This is a genomic window from Polaromonas aquatica (assembly GCF_050626995.1).
In the GTDB taxonomy this organism is placed as follows: Bacteria; Pseudomonadota; Gammaproteobacteria; order Burkholderiales; family Burkholderiaceae_C; genus Polaromonas; species Polaromonas aquatica_A.
On the sequence record NZ_CP192467.1, the window covers coordinates 1,068,606 to 1,085,102 of the forward strand.

Below are 16,497 nucleotides of genomic sequence, written 5' to 3' on the forward strand. Positions count from 1 at the left end.
TCTTAAACCTGCGTCTGCCTCAGGCGTTCGATATCTTCGCGCAGCGTCTCTGCCCACGCCCGCCGTGTCTGCCCTTGCGGCGCCTGCGCCTGACCAAACGTGACAACCGCCTTGAGCGGCGGCGCGGTCAGGGTGCGCCAGATCGAGCCGACCAGGGTTTCGTCATCCACGTAGCTGGGCGCAAAGCTGGTCGCGCCGCTTGCCGCATCGACGAACTTCAGCGCCACCGGCTGCACCGGCACCGACGCCTCGATGGCCGCCTGGATAAGGTTGGCGTGAAAGTGTTTGAGGGTGATGCCGTCGCCGGTGGTGCCTTCCGGGAACACGGCCAGGATATCACCCGCACGAAGGCGGTCTGCCATTTGCGTAACGACGCGGTGGGCGTCGCGCCGCGATTCGCGCTCGATATACAAGGAGCCAGCACCGTCGGACAGCGTGCGCACAAAGGGCCATTCGCGCACATCCGCCTTGGAGACAAAGCGGCAGTGCCGCGAGGCATGCATAACCAGGATGTCGAGCCATGAAATATGGTTGGCCACCAGCAACACCGGGCCAGTAGCCGGCGGCGTGCCCTTGACCATCAGCTCAATACCCACGATGCGCAGCATCGCCCCAGCCCAGGCTTGCACGCGGGCCTCTTGCTCAACCTGGGGCAGCCTGGGGAAAACAGTCTTGATCGTCCAGAAGCCCTTCACCGCATGCACGACAGCACGCAGCAAAGTCCAGACAAAGCGAAGCCACTTCATACACACCTCATACGCAAACGGGCCCGTTCAGTGCGAGGCTTCAGGAGCTTCATAGGCGAGTTGCCCGCCCACAATGGTCCAGCGCACGCGCGCAGGCATCTGGTGGCCGGAGAACGGTGTGTGCTTGCCCTGGCTGCGCAGGACGGCAGATTCCACCGTCCATTCGCCGGCCGGGTCGAACACGCAGACATCCGCCACACCGCCCTTGACCAAGCGCCCGGCGCTGGCCTGCAAGGTACCCAGCGCATTACCCAGAACCCGTGCGGGCTCACTCGTGAGCACAGCCAGCGCGCGCTGCAACCCGGCTTCGCTATCACTGCCCCATTTGCAGGCCAGGCCCAGCAGCAATTCGAGCCCGGTGGCACCCGGTTCGGCTTCGGCAAAGGGCAAGGTTTTGGCGTCTTCGTCGACCGGCGTGTGGTCCGACACCAGCGCGTCAATGGTGCCGTCGGCCAGGCCCTGGCGAATGGCATCACGGTCACGCTGTTGGCGAAGCGGCGGGTCCAGCCGCATGCGGCTGTCGAAGTAGCCGATGTCTACGTCGGTGAGGTGCAGGCTGTTGATGCTGACGTCACAGGTCACGGCCAGGCCCTCGGCCTTGGCCTTGGCGACCAGCGCCACCCCTGCAGCGCTGCTGATGCGGCAGAGGTGGACGCGCGCCCCAGTGGCGCGCACTAGTTCGAAGATGGTGTGTAGCGCGATGGTTTCGGCGGCGACGGAGACGCCACTCAGCCCCAGGCGCGTGGCGAGTGCGCCGCTCGCTGCGACGCCGGTGCCAAGGTACATCTCTTGCGGGCGCAACCAGACGGTGTAGCCGAAGGTAGAGGCGTATTGCAGGGCGCGCATCATGACCTGGGTATTGGCCAGCGGTGCCTCGGCCTGGCTGAAGCCTACGCAGCCGGATTCCGTCAGCTCGACCATCTCGGTCAGCGTCTCGCCCTTGAGCGCGCGGGTCAACGCACCCAACGGGAACACGCGCGACTGGTGCAGTTTTTCTGCGCGAAACTTGAGCATCTCCACCAAGCCAGGCTCGTCGAGCACCGGGTCGGTATCGGGCGGGCAGACCAGGCTGGTGACGCCACCGGCCACTGCTGCAGCGAGTTCGCTTTCGAGCATGCCTTCATGCTCGTGCCCGGGTTCACGCAGCCGGGCGGATAGATCGATCAAGCCAGGCGCAACGATGCAGCCGGTCGCATCAATCGTCTTGTTGGGGGCGAAATCTGCTGGCGTGCTTTTGAGCGAAACAATGCGGCCCGCAGCAATTGCCACGTCGCAAACTTCGTCAAAGCGGGAGCCGGGGTCCATGACGCGGCCGTTTTTTATCAGTATCTTCATTCTTTTTCTCCGCGATCAGGCTTCATTCCCAGCGACTATGCTCATCACCGCCATGCGGACGGCTATACCGAAAGTGACTTGCGGCAGGATCACGCTCTGCGTGCCATCCACAACGGCAGAGTCAATTTCAACTCCGCGGTTGATAGGCCCGGGGTGCATCACGATGGCGTCCGGTTTGGCGAGTTGCAGTTTTTCAGTGGTGAGGCCAAAACTCTTGAAGAACTCCTGGCTACTGGGCAGCAATGCGCCCGACATGCGTTCGTTCTGCAGCCTGAGCATGATGATCACGTCGGCGCCCTTGATGCCTTCTTCCAGCGTGTTGCAGACGCGCACGCCCATCTGCGCCATGTCGGCGGGCACCAGCGTTTTGGGCCCGACCACGCGCACTTCGGGGCAGCCCAGCGTGGTGAGCGCATGGATGTCGGACCGCGCCACACGCGAGTGCAGCACGTCGCCGACGATGGCGACAGTGAGCTTGCTGAAGTCCTTTTTGTAGTGCCGTATGGTGTACATGTCCAGCAGGCCCTGCGTGGGATGCGCGTGGCGGCCGTCGCCAGCGTTGATCACGTGCACGTGCGGCACGACGTGCTGGGCAATCAGGTAGGGCGCGCCCGATTCGCTGTGGCGCACAACAAAGAGGTCCGCCGCCATGGCGCTCAGGTTGGCAATGGTGTCGAGCAGCGACTCGCCCTTGGAGGCCGAGGAGCGTGCGATGTCCAGGTTGATCACGTCGGCCGACAGTCGGGTAGCAGCGATCTCGAAAGTGGTGCGGGTGCGGGTAGAGTTTTCAAAGAAGAGGTTGAAGACGCTCTTGCCGCGCAGCAGCGGGACTTTTTTGACTTCGCGGTTGTTGACGCTGACGAAGTTGGCGGCGGTGTCGAGGATCTGCGTCAGCGTGGCTTTGGGCAGGCCTTCAATCGACAGCAGGTGAATGAGCTCGCCGTTCTTGTTGAGTTGCGGATTTCGTCGGTACAGCATGTGGCGGACTCCTTGGGGTCTCTTGATTTTTATCGATTTTTGGGCGTGGACTGACAGTGTGGTGAGTCAACCCTGAACCTGGAAGCTGAACTTGCCGTCTTCCGTACGGGCCAGCTCAAGCGACTGCGAAGCGGGCAAGGTCACGCGCGCCACGGCCAGGTCGGGTTGAACAGGCAGCTCGCGGCCGCCGCGGTCGACCAATACGACCAGTTTGACGCTGGCGGGCCGGCCATAATCAAACAGCTCATTGAGCACTGCGCGGATGGTGCGCCCGGTGTAGAGCACATCGTCGACCACGATGAGGTGCGCGCCGTTCACGTCAAAGGGCAGCAGGGTCTGGCCGCTGGAAGCGAGGCCCCGCTGCGAAAAGTCATCGCGGTGCATGGAGGAAGACAGCACACCGGCCTCGCCCTCCAGGCCCAGGTCTTTCTGCAGACGCTGCGCCAGCCAGGCGCCACCCGAAGCTACACCGACCAGCTTGGATGGGTGGGGATGAGACACCAGTTGCTGGCGCATCCCGCGCAACAGGTCGCTGTACAGCGCCTCGGCGTCCAGGGTCAGACTGCTCATGGAAAACTCCTTAAAAACTGCTCAAGGATGATGCAGGCCGAGGCGGCATCCGCATCGGCTGCGCCGCCGGCCAGCGCCTCGGTGGTGCTATAACGTTCATCCACTTCAAAGACCTGAAGGCCAAAGCGCCCACGAAGCTGGCGGGCGAACTTCTGCGCCCGCACGGTATTGTCGTGGCTGGCGCCGTCAGGGTGAAAGGGAACACCGACCACGAGGGCATCAGGCTGCCAATCCCTGATGCGCACCTCGACGGCCTTCAGCCGGGCATCGCTGCCTTCGGCGGTTATGGTGGGCTGGGGTGTGGCGGTGCGGGTCAGCACGTTGCCGGTGGCAACACCGGTGCGCTTGAGACCGAAGTCGAAAGCCAGAAAGGTATGAAGGTTTTGGGAGGCCTTTGGGGCCCGGGAAGGCATGGCCGCGAGGCTCATGCGTGGCCGGCCTCGGGAGAGAGCATCCAGCTCTGGAGACCCAGCAGCATCAGCGCCTTGTCGTAGCGCTGCTCGACGGGTGTGTCAAAAATCACGCCGACGTCAGCGGCCACGGTAAGCCAGCTGTTGTCCGATATCTCCGATTCCAGCTGGCCCTCGCCCCAGGCGGAGTAACCGAGGGAGACAAACACCCTGCGCGGACCCGCGCCGGTAGAAAGCGCTTCCAATACATCCTTGGAGGTAGTCATTTCAAGGCCGCCGGGAATCGTCATCGTCGAGGCATAGACCGACTCATTGCCGGGCATCATGGATTCATGGAGGACAAAGCCCCGCTCGGTTTGGACCGGGCCGCCCTGGAATACCGGGGCCTGGGTGAGGTCGTCGCGCCGCAAAGGCAACTCGACCTTGTCGAACAGATTCTTGAGGTTGATGTCGCTGGGCTTGTTGATGACCAGTCCCAGCGCACCCCGGTCGCTGTGTTCGCACATGTACACCACACTTTTGGCAAAAGCCTCGTCATCCATTCCCGGCATGGCAATGAGAAAGTGATGCGTGAGATTGATCGATGCGGAATCCGTGGCCATAAAGGGATTTTACGCCGGACGGGGACGGCTCGGGGAGACTGCCCTGCCGATCCGCCCGGAATCAGGCAGCAGGCGGCAGCTTTCGCTACCATCGACCGATGCAAAAGTATGAGACAGGGCTGATGTGGTTCAGGCGCGACCTGCGCGTCCATGACAACGCGGCGCTGTACTACGCGCTGAAGTCCTGTAAACAGGTGTATTGCGCATTTGTTTTTGACCGGGACATTCTGGACGGCCTGCCGCGCATCGACCGCCGCGTGGAATTCATAAGGGAATCGGTGCTGAGCCTGAATGGCCAGCTGCGGAACCTGGGTGCCGCGGCCGGTAACCCCGACGCCGGCCTGCTGACAGCCCATGACGGGGCGGTAGATGCAGTCGTGCGGCTGGCGGCAGAGCTGGGCGCCAATGCCGTTTTTACTAACCACGATGATGAGCCCCGGTCGCTGGCGCGCGACGCCGCAGTGCAGACCGCGCTCGACGCTGCAGGCAAGGCCTTCCACAGCTTCAAGGATCACGTCATTTTTGAACGGCAGGAGGTGCTGACTCTGGCCGGCAAGCCTTACACCGTTTTCACACCCTACAAAAATGCCTGGCTGAAGAAGGTGGATGACTTTTACCTCAAGCCTTACCCTGTCGAAAAATATGGCGCGGCCCTGGCGCCCGTTTCGACAGGCAGGCGCCCTGTCCCGTCACTGGACGATCTGGGGTTTGGGCCCAGCAACCTGTCAGCGCTGAAGATTCCCACCGGTAGCGAAGGCGGCGCTCAGCTTTTTGAAGATTTCGTTGGCCGTATGTCGCAATACCAGGCGACGCGTGACTTCCCGGCCATCAAGGGGCCAAGCTATCTGGGCGTGCATCTTCGGTTCGGTACGGTGTCGATACGCCAGGCGACTTCGGTCGCCTTGCGCGCCATGAATCCGGAAAACAGCGGGAGCCAGGGGAATGAAGGCGCCGCCACCTGGCTCAGCGAACTGATCTGGCGCGATTTTTATGCGCAGGTTCTGGCCAATTTCCCGCATGCCGTCGGCGGTGCATTCAAACCGGACTATGACGCGATCCAGTGGGAGAGCGGGGACAAAGCCCGGGTGCTTTTTCAGGCTTGGTGCGAGGGCCGCACGGGGTACCCGCTGGTGGATGCGGCAATGGCCCAGATCAACCAGACAGGTTACATGCACAACCGCCTGCGCATGGTGACCGCCAGCTTCCTGGTGAAAGACCTTGGCATCGACTGGCGCTGGGGTGAGCGTTACTTTGCCGAAAAGCTCAATGACTTTGACCTGTCGGCCAACAACGGTGGCTGGCAATGGGCGGCCAGCACCGGTTGTGATGCGCAGCCTTATTTCCGCATCTTCAACCCAGTCAGCCAGAGCGAGAAGTTTGACGCTGAAGGGAAATTCATCCGCAAATATGTCCCAGCATTGGCACAGCTGTCTGACAAGGCGCTGCACAGTCCCTGGCGGGCAAAACCACTGGAGCTGGCCACTGCAGGTGTAGTGCTGGGTAAAAACTATCCGCTGCCCATCGTAAAGCACGATGAAGCACGAGCGCTGACGCTGCAGCGCTATGCGGTCGTAAAAAAGGCCTGAGGGTTATCTCAGGCCTTGCTATGATTTCAGGAGCAGCATTCGCACATTATGCTTGGGCTACAGCCTGATTTTGCTGATTTTTTGCCTCAAGCGGATACGGCGGCCTCAGCAGCGCAGTAGTGCCGCACCAGGCTCATCAACTCTTCTTCAGAGAACGGCTTGCCCAGGTAGTGGTCAACGCCAAGCTCCTTCGCATGCTCACGGTGCTTCTCGGCGATGCGGGACGTGATCATGATGATGGGCAGGTTGTTGAGACGCACGTCAGCCCGGATGTTGCGCGCCAGATCGAAGCCGTCCATGCGCGGCATTTCGATGTCCGACAACACCACGGCCGGCCGTTCTTCCTGGAGGCGTTCGAGCGCCTGCAGGCCGTCGGCCGCCATGGAGACACGGTAGCCTTCACGCTGAAGCAGACGCTGCGTGACACGGCGAACGGTGATGGAATCGTCCACCACGAGAATCAGCGGAATCTGAGGCGCAGCCGCTATTGCAGGCGCTTTCGCAATGCTGCTTGTACCCGTGACTGCCGCCGTTGCGCCAGATCCTTCCAGCATATGAGGCTCAGCCCGGTCTGAACTCCAGGCGCGCGCCTGCTGGCCATAAACAGAAGCCAGAGCCACCGGGTTGTAGATCAGCACCACGGCACCGGAAGCCAACACAGACATGCCCGCAAGGCCGGGCAAGCGGGACAACTGGGGGCCCAGGTTCTTGACCACAACTTCCTGGTTACCCAACACTTCATCGACGTGCAGGGCAATGCGCTGCGCGGCACTTCGGAAGATCACGACAGGCGTAGTTTTGCCTTGGACCTCGGCGCTGTGATGCGAGGCCTGCAGCAAGGCGCCGGACCAGAAGAAGGGCATGGATTCCCCGGCAATCTCCAGCGTGCCGGTGTTGTAGGCCTGCTGCAGCTCTTTGGCGGAAGCGCGCCTGACGGTTTCCACCACATTGGCGGGCACGCCAACGGAGAGGTTACCTGACCGGATCATCACCACCTGCGTCACAGCAGTGGTCAGTGGAAGCACCAGCTTGAAATGCGTTCCCTTGCCCGCGACCGTGGAAGTTTCGATGCGGCCACCCAGCGCGTTGACTTCGGAGCGGACCACGTCCATGCCGATGCCACGTCCTGCCAGTTCGGTCACCTGCGCGGCGGTGGAGAATCCCGGCATAAAAATCAGATTGGCGGCGTCGCTATCTTGCAGGGGCTGGTCCGCCGTGATCATTCCGAGGCTGATGGCTTTTTCGCGAATGCGGCGCAGATCCAGACCGGCGCCGTCATCGCTGAAATCGACAGAAATATCGTTGCCTTCCTGCTTGAGGTGGACGGTGATGAGGCCGACAGGGTCCTTGCCTGCATCAGTGCGAACCTGGGTGCTTTCAATGCCATGAGCCACACAGTTACGCAGCAAATGCTCAAAAGCAGGGGTCATCCGGTCCAGCATGCCGCGGTCCATTTCCATGGTGCCGCCCAGCAAATCCAGCCGGACCTGCTTACCGGTTTCCTTGGAAGCCTGGCGCACCACGCGGTACAAGCGTTCGGAAATGCCTTCAAACTCCACCATGCGGGTGCGCAGCAGATCGCGCTGCAGTTCACGGGTCTGACGGGCCTGGGCGATCAAGTCGTCCTCGGTCGCTTCGACCGTCCGTTGCAAGGTGCGCTGCACGGTCGCCACGTCATTGACCGACTCGGCCATCATTCGCGTCAGCTCCTGCACGCGTGTAAAGCGGTCAAATTCAAGCGGATCGAACCCGGCCTGAGCTTCCTTGGCTTGGGCCAGACGTGATTGCATCTGGGTTTCAGCCTGAAGTTCAATGTCCCTCAGCTGTTGGCGCAAGCGGTTCAAGTTACCGCTCATGTCGTTCAGGGAACCACGCAGCTGGCTGAGCTCGGCTTCCAGTCGCGAGCGCGTAATCATGACCTCACCGGCCTGGTTGACCATGCGGTCAAGCAGTTGAGAGCGCACACGAATTGAAGCGGAAGCCGCCTGCCGCAATGGCTGCATGGCCATGGCCTGCGGTGCGGGCACCGTGAGCTTGCGGCCTGCACCGGTGGCAGCTGCAGCGGTGTTCTCAGCAGGAATTTCGGGCACATCCGCAGCTGGGGCTGGCTTGTCCTGCACACTCGGCTTCAGTTCGGGCGCAGCCGCCAAAATAGGCGCAAGCTGAACCGGGGCAGCCGCAGCGGCCGCATCGGCACGGCGCAAGGCCTCAAATGTGGCCTCCATGGCGTCAAAACGGTTTATCAGCGGGTCGAATTCCTGAGTTGCCGCTGCATCGGAACCAAGATGCTCAATCTCCGATTCAATACGGTGAGCCATTTCACCAAGCCGCAGGGCTCCTGCCAGCCGGGCACTGCCCTTGAGCGTGTGGAGAGCCCGCAGGACTTCCATACGCGCGCCCTGGTTATCAGGGCGTGAAGACCACTGCCGCAGCGCTCCCCCCAGTTGAGGCATGAGTTCCGCGGCTTCTTCTTCGAAAATCGGGAACAGGTCGGGGTCGATTGCATCGACCGCGTCGATTTCATCGTCCTCGTCTTCCTTGAAGCTCGCTGTCACCGGCGCAGCAGCGGCAGGTACCAACCGGACAGGCGGTGCGACCACAGCAACAGGTGGGGGCACAGGCGTGACCTGCACAGGAGCAGGCGTTTCAATGATCGGGGCCTGAACCACTTCCGGCACTGATGATTGCACAGCTTCTATAGATACGGTTTCCACTTGAACCGGTTCAGCGGAGAAGTCGTAGTCAGAAAAATCGTTGCCTGGGGGTAAAACCGAATCCGTAAAGTCGAGCTGCTTCAACCGGTCCAGAACGGTTGCATCTGCCTCCTTGAGAAACCCGGCGGCAAACTGGTGCAGGAGCCTGCGGATGTCTTCCGCTGCATCAACAAACACCTGCCCATACCTGCCCGCGCCATTGTTATGGTGCGCTCTTGATTGCTGCAATGCCTGCTCAAGCGCCCGAGCCATCCCGGACAGGGCATCGAACCCGACTGTCGCGGAACTGCCGGCAAGGGAATGCGCCAGAGCGACGGTGGAATCACTGACAGGCTGGTTCAGCTCAAGTGACCATTCGGTGACTTCTGTCACGAGCCTGCGTGACCATTCATCAGCTTCATTCAGGTAGACGTTATAGAGCGGAATTCCGATGCGCAAGGTGCCGATAACCTTGACCTGTTCGTCGCCATTGCCCTCCGCCGACAACGTGCTGTCGGTGGCCTCAATGCTGTCCAGGGCATCCAGCTCCCCAACGGGCGGCTCGCTGGAAACGGACACGCTCAAGACAGGGGCCTGAGACGGCGCCACAACCGACTGCGCGGATGTTGAGAAATCGAAGTTCAGATCGGCTGGCACGTCGGCCATAGCAGGCGCGGCCGATTCGGCATGAAAGTGCTTGTCAAAGTCCGCGTCGGACAACTCAATGGCTTCCGTCCCATCCAGCTCCAGCTCTATCGCCGATCCGGCGTCGGCCATTGCAGCGGGAGCGGGGACTCCAGCATCCGTGGAAATCGCCGACAGGCTGTCGAAATCGATGCCTGCAATCTCGGCCGCAGGCACATTCATTGGCTCAGTGGGTCCGGCTGGCGCCGCAAGATCTACCCCTTCAAACACCAGATCAAAGTCCAGGTCGCTAGCGACGGCCGGCGCATCGGCAGGCATCGCACTCGCGGCGTCGGGCACACCGGCGTCCAGTTCGAATTCAGGCACAGAAACTGCCTCGACGGCAACTGGCTCTGCGGCGGGTACCGCATCGACGGCGGTAGCAACAGGCGCGGCCGGCACAGCCGAGCTGGCGCCAAAGACCAACGGGCTGTAGCGACCTTCGGTGCGCATCGCATCGGCGCTGGCGCGAAAGATCGATGCCGACCAGCCACCATCCTTGTTGGCGGCGATGTCGGCAATCCAGTCGGCAAAACCGCCCATGGCCTCGGTGGACAATGCCCTGAATTCGTCGGTTGCTACCTTCTGGTCGGCCAGCCAGCTATTGAGCATCTGCTCAAGCGACCAAGCCGCCTCGCCGAATTCATTGAGGCCCACCATGCGTGAGCTGCCCTTGAGCGTATGAAAGGCGCGCCGCAGCACCGTGAGTTGCGACACGTCGCCTGGATCGCTGACAAGCGCAGCCAATGCTTCCTGGCCGTTGCCGATGACCTCACGAGCCTCTTCAAGGAAAATATCGCGGAGGTCATCCTCTTCAAAATCATCCGAAACAGCGGGACTCTCAGGTACCGCCTGCGCTGGCGTGACGGCAAATGACAGCGTCGTCAGCGCGTCCGCCGTCGCGATCGCATCACTTCCGGAAACAGCGACCGCAGCCTCACGCGCACTTTGCGCGAGCGCAGGCTGCTCAGCAAGCGCGGCATGCGTTGCCAGGGTGTCGAGTTTGAGCGTCAAGTTTTGGTCAGTCGCGCCGAGACCCGCGTCCTGCACCACAGAAATCACTTCCTGTGACAGAAAATCATTGTTGACTGTGACAGAGGTCGCAGCACTGGCCGCATTCTGGGCGCGGCCCATCAAAGGCTTGAGCTCGCCTTTCTCCTCGTCATAAACGAACAGTTTTTTCGCCAGCGCAGGCTGGTAGTTCAACATGTCGATGAGGAAGCTCAGGGCGCCGAGGTTGTTCCCGAGGTGCTCGAATGTTCCAGCGCTGCGCGCGCGCTGTTCATCAATTTCAGTGACCAGCATCTGTTCGACGCTGTCACGCATACGCAGAACTGCGTGCGAAGCCTGGTCAAGTCCCAGGACGGACAGCACACCACGCATCTGTGAAAGCTGCCCAGGGACGGATTGCAGCGCGACCTTGTCTTGTGGATTCCGGAAAAATACATCGAGCGACTTTTCAAGCTCACCCAATGACACGCGTAACTCACCGACTACGCTACCCATGGTCTGCTTATCGCTGACCCTGCGATACAACTCCTCCATCCAGCCTTCCAGCGGCTGTGGCTCCCCGCCTGCCCGGACGCCTTCCAGACGTTCCGCAAGATTGGCGGTCCTGACAGCCAGCTGTGGATCGTTCGGATCCAGGTCATCAAAAGCAGCTTCGAGGTACAGCACCGAGGTAGCCACTTCCATGGCCAGTTCTATCCCGGGAGCCTGGCCAGACCGAACCGTCGTATCTACAGCGCGAGTCAATGCCTGTGCAAGCGGTTCGCTGGGTGGGTGAAGCTTGAGCAGAGAGTCCGTGACAAGGCTGAACTGATCGGCCACGGACTTGAACTTGTTGGCATCTCCAGCGGAAAGCGACGACCAGGTTTCTTTCGCCGAGGTGATGCGCTTGCGGGCTTGGGCAAGCAGAGCCGGATCAAAGCGCCCGAACTGGACGAGTTCATAGTCCACCGGCTTGAACCGATTGAGGCCAAATGCTGAACGTATTGCCGAAAGTGCAGGCGTGTCGCTGGCACGTGGAGAAACAGCTTGCGAGCAGAAAAACAGCAGATCCTGCGCCAACCGGTCAGACACCCCCGTATCGCCCTTGGCCAGAGAGGCATATTGCATCAGTATCCGGGAGGCGGCACGTTTTACATAAATATCTGAACCGAGCAGCTGATTCGCAACCGCTTCAAAATAGGCTGCCGCGATCTTCCAGAATATGCGAGGTTGACGATCTGCCTGCCTGGCCGAAAATCCAAGGCTGAGCTCCTTGAGGGTTTTGGCAGCCTGCGGCGCTTTACCCTTCATGATCTGAAGCACCGATTGGTCCATGACGGCGCGCGCACCGTCATCGTAGTTACGGGGCTCAGCTGTTGCCGTCAGCTCTGGCTCCAGCCAGCGCCATTCGAATGGCCACAAATCGGCAGGATGGATACGGTCAGCTCGCACCAACTCCTGCACGTCCCGGTACTGAGGAAACAGCGAGACCGCAGAGACAGGCTTATCAGCCAGCACTCCTTCGAGGTATTCCGTCAGGGCAAAGCTGGCGCGTTCGATTTTTCCGGCGGCATCCTGGTTGCATTGTTCAGGTTGCTGCACAAATTTTTGCACCGCCGCCTCCATTGCCCGCAGCACCAGCGCCGGCCCGGCGAGACCCACCATCTCGAGCGCACCGACCGCCTGGTGCAATTGCTGCCGAGCTATTCGCAACTGGCTGGCATCAAGCGCCGCAAGATCAGATCCGCGAGCAGCTTCTGCATCCCGGACAAAACGCTTGAGAGCCTTGGCTGCACCATCCAGCGACTTGCGGAGTTCGTCAAGCACCCAAGCCAGTGGGCCTAAGTCATTGACAGCGAGGTCGAGCTCAGCAGCTGTTGAATTCGGGACGTTGGATTGCATAAATAACGGGCCGGTTCAGAAATCGGTCAAGGGGCGAAAGCTGCAGAAAACACAACAAACTGGCATCAGGCAATCTTGAATCGGGACACCGATTGGCGCAGCTCTTCAGCCATGCGGGAAAGATCACGCACCTGTTGCGCCGTGGAGCGGGTACCCTCTCCGGTCTGTTCCGTCACCGCAAAAATATGCTGGATGTTGCCTGCCACCACGTTGGCCGATGCGGCTTCGCGGGAGGCGGAATTGGAAATCTGCTCAATCAGGTCAGCAAGACGGCGTGACACCTGGTCAATCTCGGTCAGCGCGGTACCTGCGTTATCGGACAGTTTTGCCCCTTCAACCACACCCTGCGTGGATCGTTCCATAGCAGCCACGGCATCCTGCGTATCAGTCTGAATGGCTTTCACCAGTGCCGAAATCTGACGTGTAGCATCTGCAGAACGTTCAGCCAGTCGCTGCACCTCTTCCGCAACCACTGAGAAGCCTCGCCCGGCTTCACCAGCAGACGCCGCCTGAATAGCTGCGTTCAGCGCCAGCACGTTGGTCTGCTCGGTAATGTCCGAGATCAGCTCGGTAATTTCACCAATCTCCTGGGACGATTCGCCCAGCCGTTTGATCCGTTTGGAGGTTTCCTGGATCTGGTCACGGATGGAGTTCATACCGCCGATGGCGTTTTGCACAGCCTGAAGGCCGGATTCTGCGGCAGTCAGCGATTGACGCGCCACCTGGGAAGATTCCTGTGCCTGCGTAGACACCTCATTGATTCGCGATGCCATGTCAAGCACGGACTGGCCGGTTTCGCGAATCTCGCGCAGCTGCTCCGTGGACGCCGCCAGCAGTTCGGTAGACGTACTTTCCACCTGCGCCGTCGTCTGTGCAACCCGTGTAGCCGTGTTTTGCACGTTACCTACCAGTTGGCGCAACTCTTCCACCGTGTAGTTCACCGAGTCAGCGATAGCGCCGGTGATGTCCTCAGTCACAGTTGCTTCCTGAGTCAAATCGCCTTCAGCCACTGTCTGCAACTCATTCATCAAACGCAAAATGGCGGCCTGGTTAGCGTCGTTGACGCGTTTGGCGTCCTGCTCTTGGCCCTTCGCTTCCTGACGCTGCGTTTCGGCGACAGCCTGACGCTGCTTGCTATCCTCCACCTGCAGTTTGGCCAGGCCCGCGGCACACAACAGCGCGAAGGTAGCGGCACCCGCGAGGATGGCCAGCGATAAAGCGCTCAGGCCGGTTTGGAGCGACAGCTTGCCCTGCAAATCCTCAAGGCCGCGGCGAAGGGGTTCGCTGTCTGCGATGATCGAAGATTGCGCTTCACGGGCGGACACCAGACCCTGCAAGTTACCCAGAATGGCACCAGCCTGCACGCGCGTTTGCTCATAGAGCGCCATCAGAGCTTCCAGCCGCTCGCGTGTTTGCGGATCTTTGGATCCTGCCAAACGCAACTCGGGGCTGCCCTCCTGCAGACCCTGCGCAATTTCCTTGAACGAATTCAAGTCTTTACCCAACAAGAACACGGCTTCAGGGCTCACACCCTCCATCGTCAAGAACTCATTGGCCGATTTACCAATCCGCTGGGTCAACATCACCAGCTGGCCGGAAGCTGAGATTTCCGCGGGGGCCGCATTTTGCTGAAGTTTGAGCGATGACACGGTTTCCGCGATTTCCAGCAAGTCCGAAGACTGGCGATTAATGGTGCGCAGAGCGTTGCCCACTTGCGTCAGAATATTTTGCTGACCCATCACGGTTTTCGCGTTCTTTTCGGCGCGCTCCATGAAAGGGGTAACCTTTTCCACGTCAGGTTGCAAGTCTTCGCTGACCGGTGCCAAACGCAGGCTCTCTTCGCCATCCTTCAAGCCGCGTACGGTTTTAGCCAGGACATCGGAACTCTCGCGCACGTCAGGGAAGGCCTGGGCACTGCCCACCAGCGCCTGAGACACCGATTTCGCCAGGCGCTGGGACTGCATCAGTGATTGGCCGGTTGCAGCCACCTGCTGAGCCACTTTGTCCGCCTGGTTCAGCGCCAGGAACGTCACCGTGCCGAGAGCCGCGACAGCCAATGCCAGGAGGAGCACCAGAATTCGCTGATGCTGACTGATGGTCCTGCGGCCCAACAGAGGCAGACGCAGCAGCTCCTGATTTACCGCTGGCGCGCCATCCTCGGCCGTTGCCATGCGGCTGGCTGCAAAAGCACCATCATTACCACCCGGCTGCCGAACTGCTGCGGTCTGGAGCGAAGCTTCATCCATGGCACCCGTCGCAAGAGGATCAGGCGTACCAACGGAGGCCATGTCCATGCTGTCCTCTGGCTGGTCGGGCTTGGTTTTAAATAGCTTCTGGATATTTTCAATTACAGACATGGTGAGCCTTCCGGGAGAGAAACAGTGTGCGCTATGCGCCTATCGTCAAAAAATGCGCTTGCTGAGCAAGCAACTGAAGGTTGATTTCCTGCCAGGTTGCACCATTGAGGTCAACATACTGGTTGCCAAAGAAATCGGGCGCATCGGGCGCTTTTTCAGAGAAGTCGCTGAACGCCTCCTGATTGCGTAATCCGGATAGCTTGTCAATCAGCAGGGCACAGTTAACTTCAAGCGCGCTATTGAGTGCAACAAGCCTGGAGTCAGTGCGTGCAAGCTCGTTTTTGGGAGGGGGAGCCTGGCCGCTGACATAACTCGCCAGATCCACGACGCCAAACAGGCCGCCCCGCAAATTGGCAACGCCGGCAAACCAGGCTTGCGTATACGGCACAGGTTGCGTATTGACCCAAGGGAAAATCTCCCCGGATTGACTCAGGGGAAACAGGTACTTTTTTCCGCCCGCCTCTACGGCCAGCCACGAAGCAGCGACACCTTGCGTCCGCGCAATCTGGAGCCTGTCGGCCAGCCGGGTTTGTAGCTCTCTAAGCGCTTGTCTATTCGCCATGCTTTGGTTTTACGCCGTAAATCAGCCAAGGGCCTTGATTTTGGCCATCAGCTCATCAGCATCCACAGGCTTGGTGATGTAATCACGAGCGCCCTGCCGCATACCCCAGACGCGGTCAGTTTCCTGGTTCTTGCTGGTGCACATCATGATGGGGATATCAGAGTACAGCGGGTCGCGCGTGATGGCACGCGTCAGCTGGAATCCGTTCTGCCCGGGCATCACCACATCCATCAGGATCAGCTCAGGCTTGTCTTCCGCCAGACGGCGGAATGCATCTTCCGCATTTTCAGCGGTTTTGACCGTGAACCCATTTTTGACCAGCAAATCGGTCAGAAACATCAATTCGGTCTTGGAGTCGTCCACTACCAGTATTTTCTTGATTGCCATCACACTGCTCCTTGTTTAGCGCTGCCGAGATCCTGCACGGTCTGCAGCAGCTGATCTTTTGTAAAAGGCTTGGTCAGGTAGTCTTGAGACCCCACCATGCGTCCCCGCGCCTTGTCGAAAACACCGTCCTTCGAAGACAGCATCACAATTGGAACACCCGCAAACTTCGCATTGCGCTTGATGATCGCGCAGGTTTGATAGCCGTCCAGGCGAGGCATCAAAATGTCGCAGAAGATCAGGTTGGGTTCGTAGTCGTTAACTTTGGACAGGGCATCAAACCCGTCTTCGGCCAGCAATACTTCATGCCCTCCCTGCTTCAGGAATATCTCGGCGCTACGCCGGATGGTATTGCTGTCATCGATGACCAAAACCTTCAGTCCGGAACTGGGAATACTCACTGCCTATGCTCCTCATGTTGCGGGCACCGGCAAATGCCGGCCCGCGATTGTCCAGGCAAGTACCTAAGACGCTTAAATCTGAACCATTTCAAAGTCTTCCTTGCGGGCTCCGCATTCGGGACAGGTCCAGTTCATGGGCACTTGCACCCAAGGCGTTCCGGCGGCAATCCCATGCTCGGGTGCACCGGCAGCTTCGTCGTAAATCCACCCACAAATTAAACACATCCAGGTCATTGTTTGAGTCACAGCTTAAGTTGCCTTCGAATAGAATGCAACAATTGTATCGAGGCGGCGTTG

13 protein-coding genes are annotated in these 16,497 nt (G+C 60.0%); 1 reads left to right on the forward strand and 12 read right to left on the reverse strand.

The window, feature by feature from the left end:
* Positions 1 to 2 precede the first annotated feature (2 nt).
* From ACQ4MS_RS05200 to ACQ4MS_RS05225, 6 genes are all read right to left on the reverse strand, one after another.
* A complete protein-coding gene (locus ACQ4MS_RS05200; RefSeq protein ID WP_431098192.1) occupies positions 3 to 746 on the reverse strand; it encodes a lysophospholipid acyltransferase family protein in 744 nt (247 codons plus the stop codon).
* 27 nt (positions 747 to 773) lie between these two features.
* Complete coding sequence (locus ACQ4MS_RS05205; RefSeq protein WP_431098193.1) at positions 774 to 2,081, reverse strand: dihydroorotase; 1,308 nt, start codon at positions 2,079 to 2,081, stop codon at positions 774 to 776.
* Positions 2,082 to 2,096: 15 nt separating this feature from the next.
* A complete protein-coding gene (locus ACQ4MS_RS05210) occupies positions 2,097 to 3,059 on the reverse strand; it encodes an aspartate carbamoyltransferase catalytic subunit (RefSeq protein ID WP_431098195.1) in 963 nt (320 codons plus the stop codon).
* A 66-nt stretch (positions 3,060 to 3,125) separates the two neighbouring features.
* Positions 3,126 to 3,629: a bifunctional pyr operon transcriptional regulator/uracil phosphoribosyltransferase PyrR gene (gene pyrR / locus ACQ4MS_RS05215; protein WP_431098197.1), complete on the reverse strand. Its 504-nt coding sequence runs from the start codon at positions 3,627 to 3,629 to the stop codon at positions 3,126 to 3,128.
* A complete protein-coding gene (gene ruvX / locus ACQ4MS_RS05220) occupies positions 3,626 to 4,057 on the reverse strand; it encodes a Holliday junction resolvase RuvX (RefSeq protein WP_431098199.1) in 432 nt (143 codons plus the stop codon). Before ruvX ends, pyrR begins: the two co-directional genes overlap by 4 nt.
* On the reverse strand, positions 4,054 to 4,641 hold the full coding sequence (locus tag ACQ4MS_RS05225) for a YqgE/AlgH family protein (protein ID WP_007864998.1): 588 nt from the start codon (positions 4,639 to 4,641) through the stop codon (positions 4,054 to 4,056). The genes ruvX and ACQ4MS_RS05225 overlap by 4 nt, the downstream gene beginning before the upstream one ends.
* Before the next feature lie 98 nt (positions 4,642 to 4,739).
* Here ACQ4MS_RS05225 and ACQ4MS_RS05230 point away from each other — a divergent pair, with 98 nt between their 5' ends.
* Positions 4,740 to 6,227: a cryptochrome/photolyase family protein gene (locus ACQ4MS_RS05230; protein WP_431098201.1), complete on the forward strand. Its 1,488-nt coding sequence runs from the start codon at positions 4,740 to 4,742 to the stop codon at positions 6,225 to 6,227.
* An 86-nt stretch (positions 6,228 to 6,313) separates the two neighbouring features.
* On the opposite strand, the gene ACQ4MS_RS05235 is transcribed toward ACQ4MS_RS05230, so the two are convergent.
* The 6 genes from ACQ4MS_RS05235 to ACQ4MS_RS05260 all read right to left on the reverse strand — a co-directional run bounded on the left by ACQ4MS_RS05235 (position 6,314) and on the right by ACQ4MS_RS05260 (position 16,446).
* Complete coding sequence (locus tag ACQ4MS_RS05235) at positions 6,314 to 12,496, reverse strand: Hpt domain-containing protein (RefSeq protein WP_431098203.1); 6,183 nt, start codon at positions 12,494 to 12,496, stop codon at positions 6,314 to 6,316.
* Positions 12,497 to 12,561: 65 nt separating this feature from the next.
* Complete coding sequence (locus ACQ4MS_RS05240) at positions 12,562 to 14,853, reverse strand: methyl-accepting chemotaxis protein (RefSeq protein ID WP_431098204.1); 2,292 nt, start codon at positions 14,851 to 14,853, stop codon at positions 12,562 to 12,564.
* A gap of 31 nt (positions 14,854 to 14,884) precedes the next feature.
* Entirely contained in the window at positions 14,885 to 15,415 is a 531-nt protein-coding gene (locus ACQ4MS_RS05245; RefSeq protein ID WP_431098205.1) for a chemotaxis protein CheW, read from the reverse strand.
* Between the two features lie 21 nt (positions 15,416 to 15,436).
* Entirely contained in the window at positions 15,437 to 15,802 is a 366-nt protein-coding gene (locus ACQ4MS_RS05250) for a response regulator transcription factor (RefSeq protein ID WP_007864987.1), read from the reverse strand.
* Positions 15,802 to 16,200 carry a response regulator gene (locus tag ACQ4MS_RS05255; RefSeq protein WP_431098206.1) on the reverse strand — a complete coding sequence of 133 codons (399 nt, stop codon included), beginning with the start codon at positions 16,198 to 16,200 and terminating at the stop codon, positions 15,802 to 15,804. Before ACQ4MS_RS05255 ends, ACQ4MS_RS05250 begins: the two co-directional genes overlap by 1 nt.
* 72 nt (positions 16,201 to 16,272) lie before the next feature.
* Complete coding sequence (locus tag ACQ4MS_RS05260; protein WP_431098207.1) at positions 16,273 to 16,446, reverse strand: rubredoxin; 174 nt, start codon at positions 16,444 to 16,446, stop codon at positions 16,273 to 16,275.
* Positions 16,447 to 16,497 lie beyond the last annotated feature (51 nt).

Excerpts from the sequence above, each read along its gene's own strand:
- ACQ4MS_RS05200 (WP_431098192.1), bottom strand. The coding sequence starts at position 746 with ATGAAGTGGCTTCGCTTTGTCTGGACTTTGCTGCGTGCTGTCGTGCAT.
- ACQ4MS_RS05205 (WP_431098193.1), bottom strand. The coding sequence starts at position 2,081 with ATGAAGATACTGATAAAAAACGGCCGCGTCATGGACCCCGGCTCCCGC.
- ACQ4MS_RS05210 (WP_431098195.1), bottom strand. The coding sequence starts at position 3,059 with ATGCTGTACCGACGAAATCCGCAACTCAACAAGAACGGCGAGCTCATT.
- pyrR (WP_431098197.1), bottom strand. The coding sequence starts at position 3,629 with ATGAGCAGTCTGACCCTGGACGCCGAGGCGCTGTACAGCGACCTGTTG.
- ruvX (WP_431098199.1), bottom strand. The coding sequence starts at position 4,057 with ATGAGCCTCGCGGCCATGCCTTCCCGGGCCCCAAAGGCCTCCCAAAAC.
- ACQ4MS_RS05225 (WP_007864998.1), bottom strand. The coding sequence starts at position 4,641 with ATGGCCACGGATTCCGCATCGATCAATCTCACGCATCACTTTCTCATT.
- ACQ4MS_RS05230 (WP_431098201.1), top strand. The coding sequence starts at position 4,740 with ATGCAAAAGTATGAGACAGGGCTGATGTGGTTCAGGCGCGACCTGCGC.
- ACQ4MS_RS05235 (WP_431098203.1), bottom strand. The coding sequence starts at position 12,496 with ATGCAATCCAACGTCCCGAATTCAACAGCTGCTGAGCTCGACCTCGCT.
- ACQ4MS_RS05240 (WP_431098204.1), bottom strand. The coding sequence starts at position 14,853 with ATGTCTGTAATTGAAAATATCCAGAAGCTATTTAAAACCAAGCCCGAC.
- ACQ4MS_RS05245 (WP_431098205.1), bottom strand. The coding sequence starts at position 15,415 with ATGGCGAATAGACAAGCGCTTAGAGAGCTACAAACCCGGCTGGCCGAC.
- ACQ4MS_RS05250 (WP_007864987.1), bottom strand. The coding sequence starts at position 15,802 with ATGGCAATCAAGAAAATACTGGTAGTGGACGACTCCAAGACCGAATTG.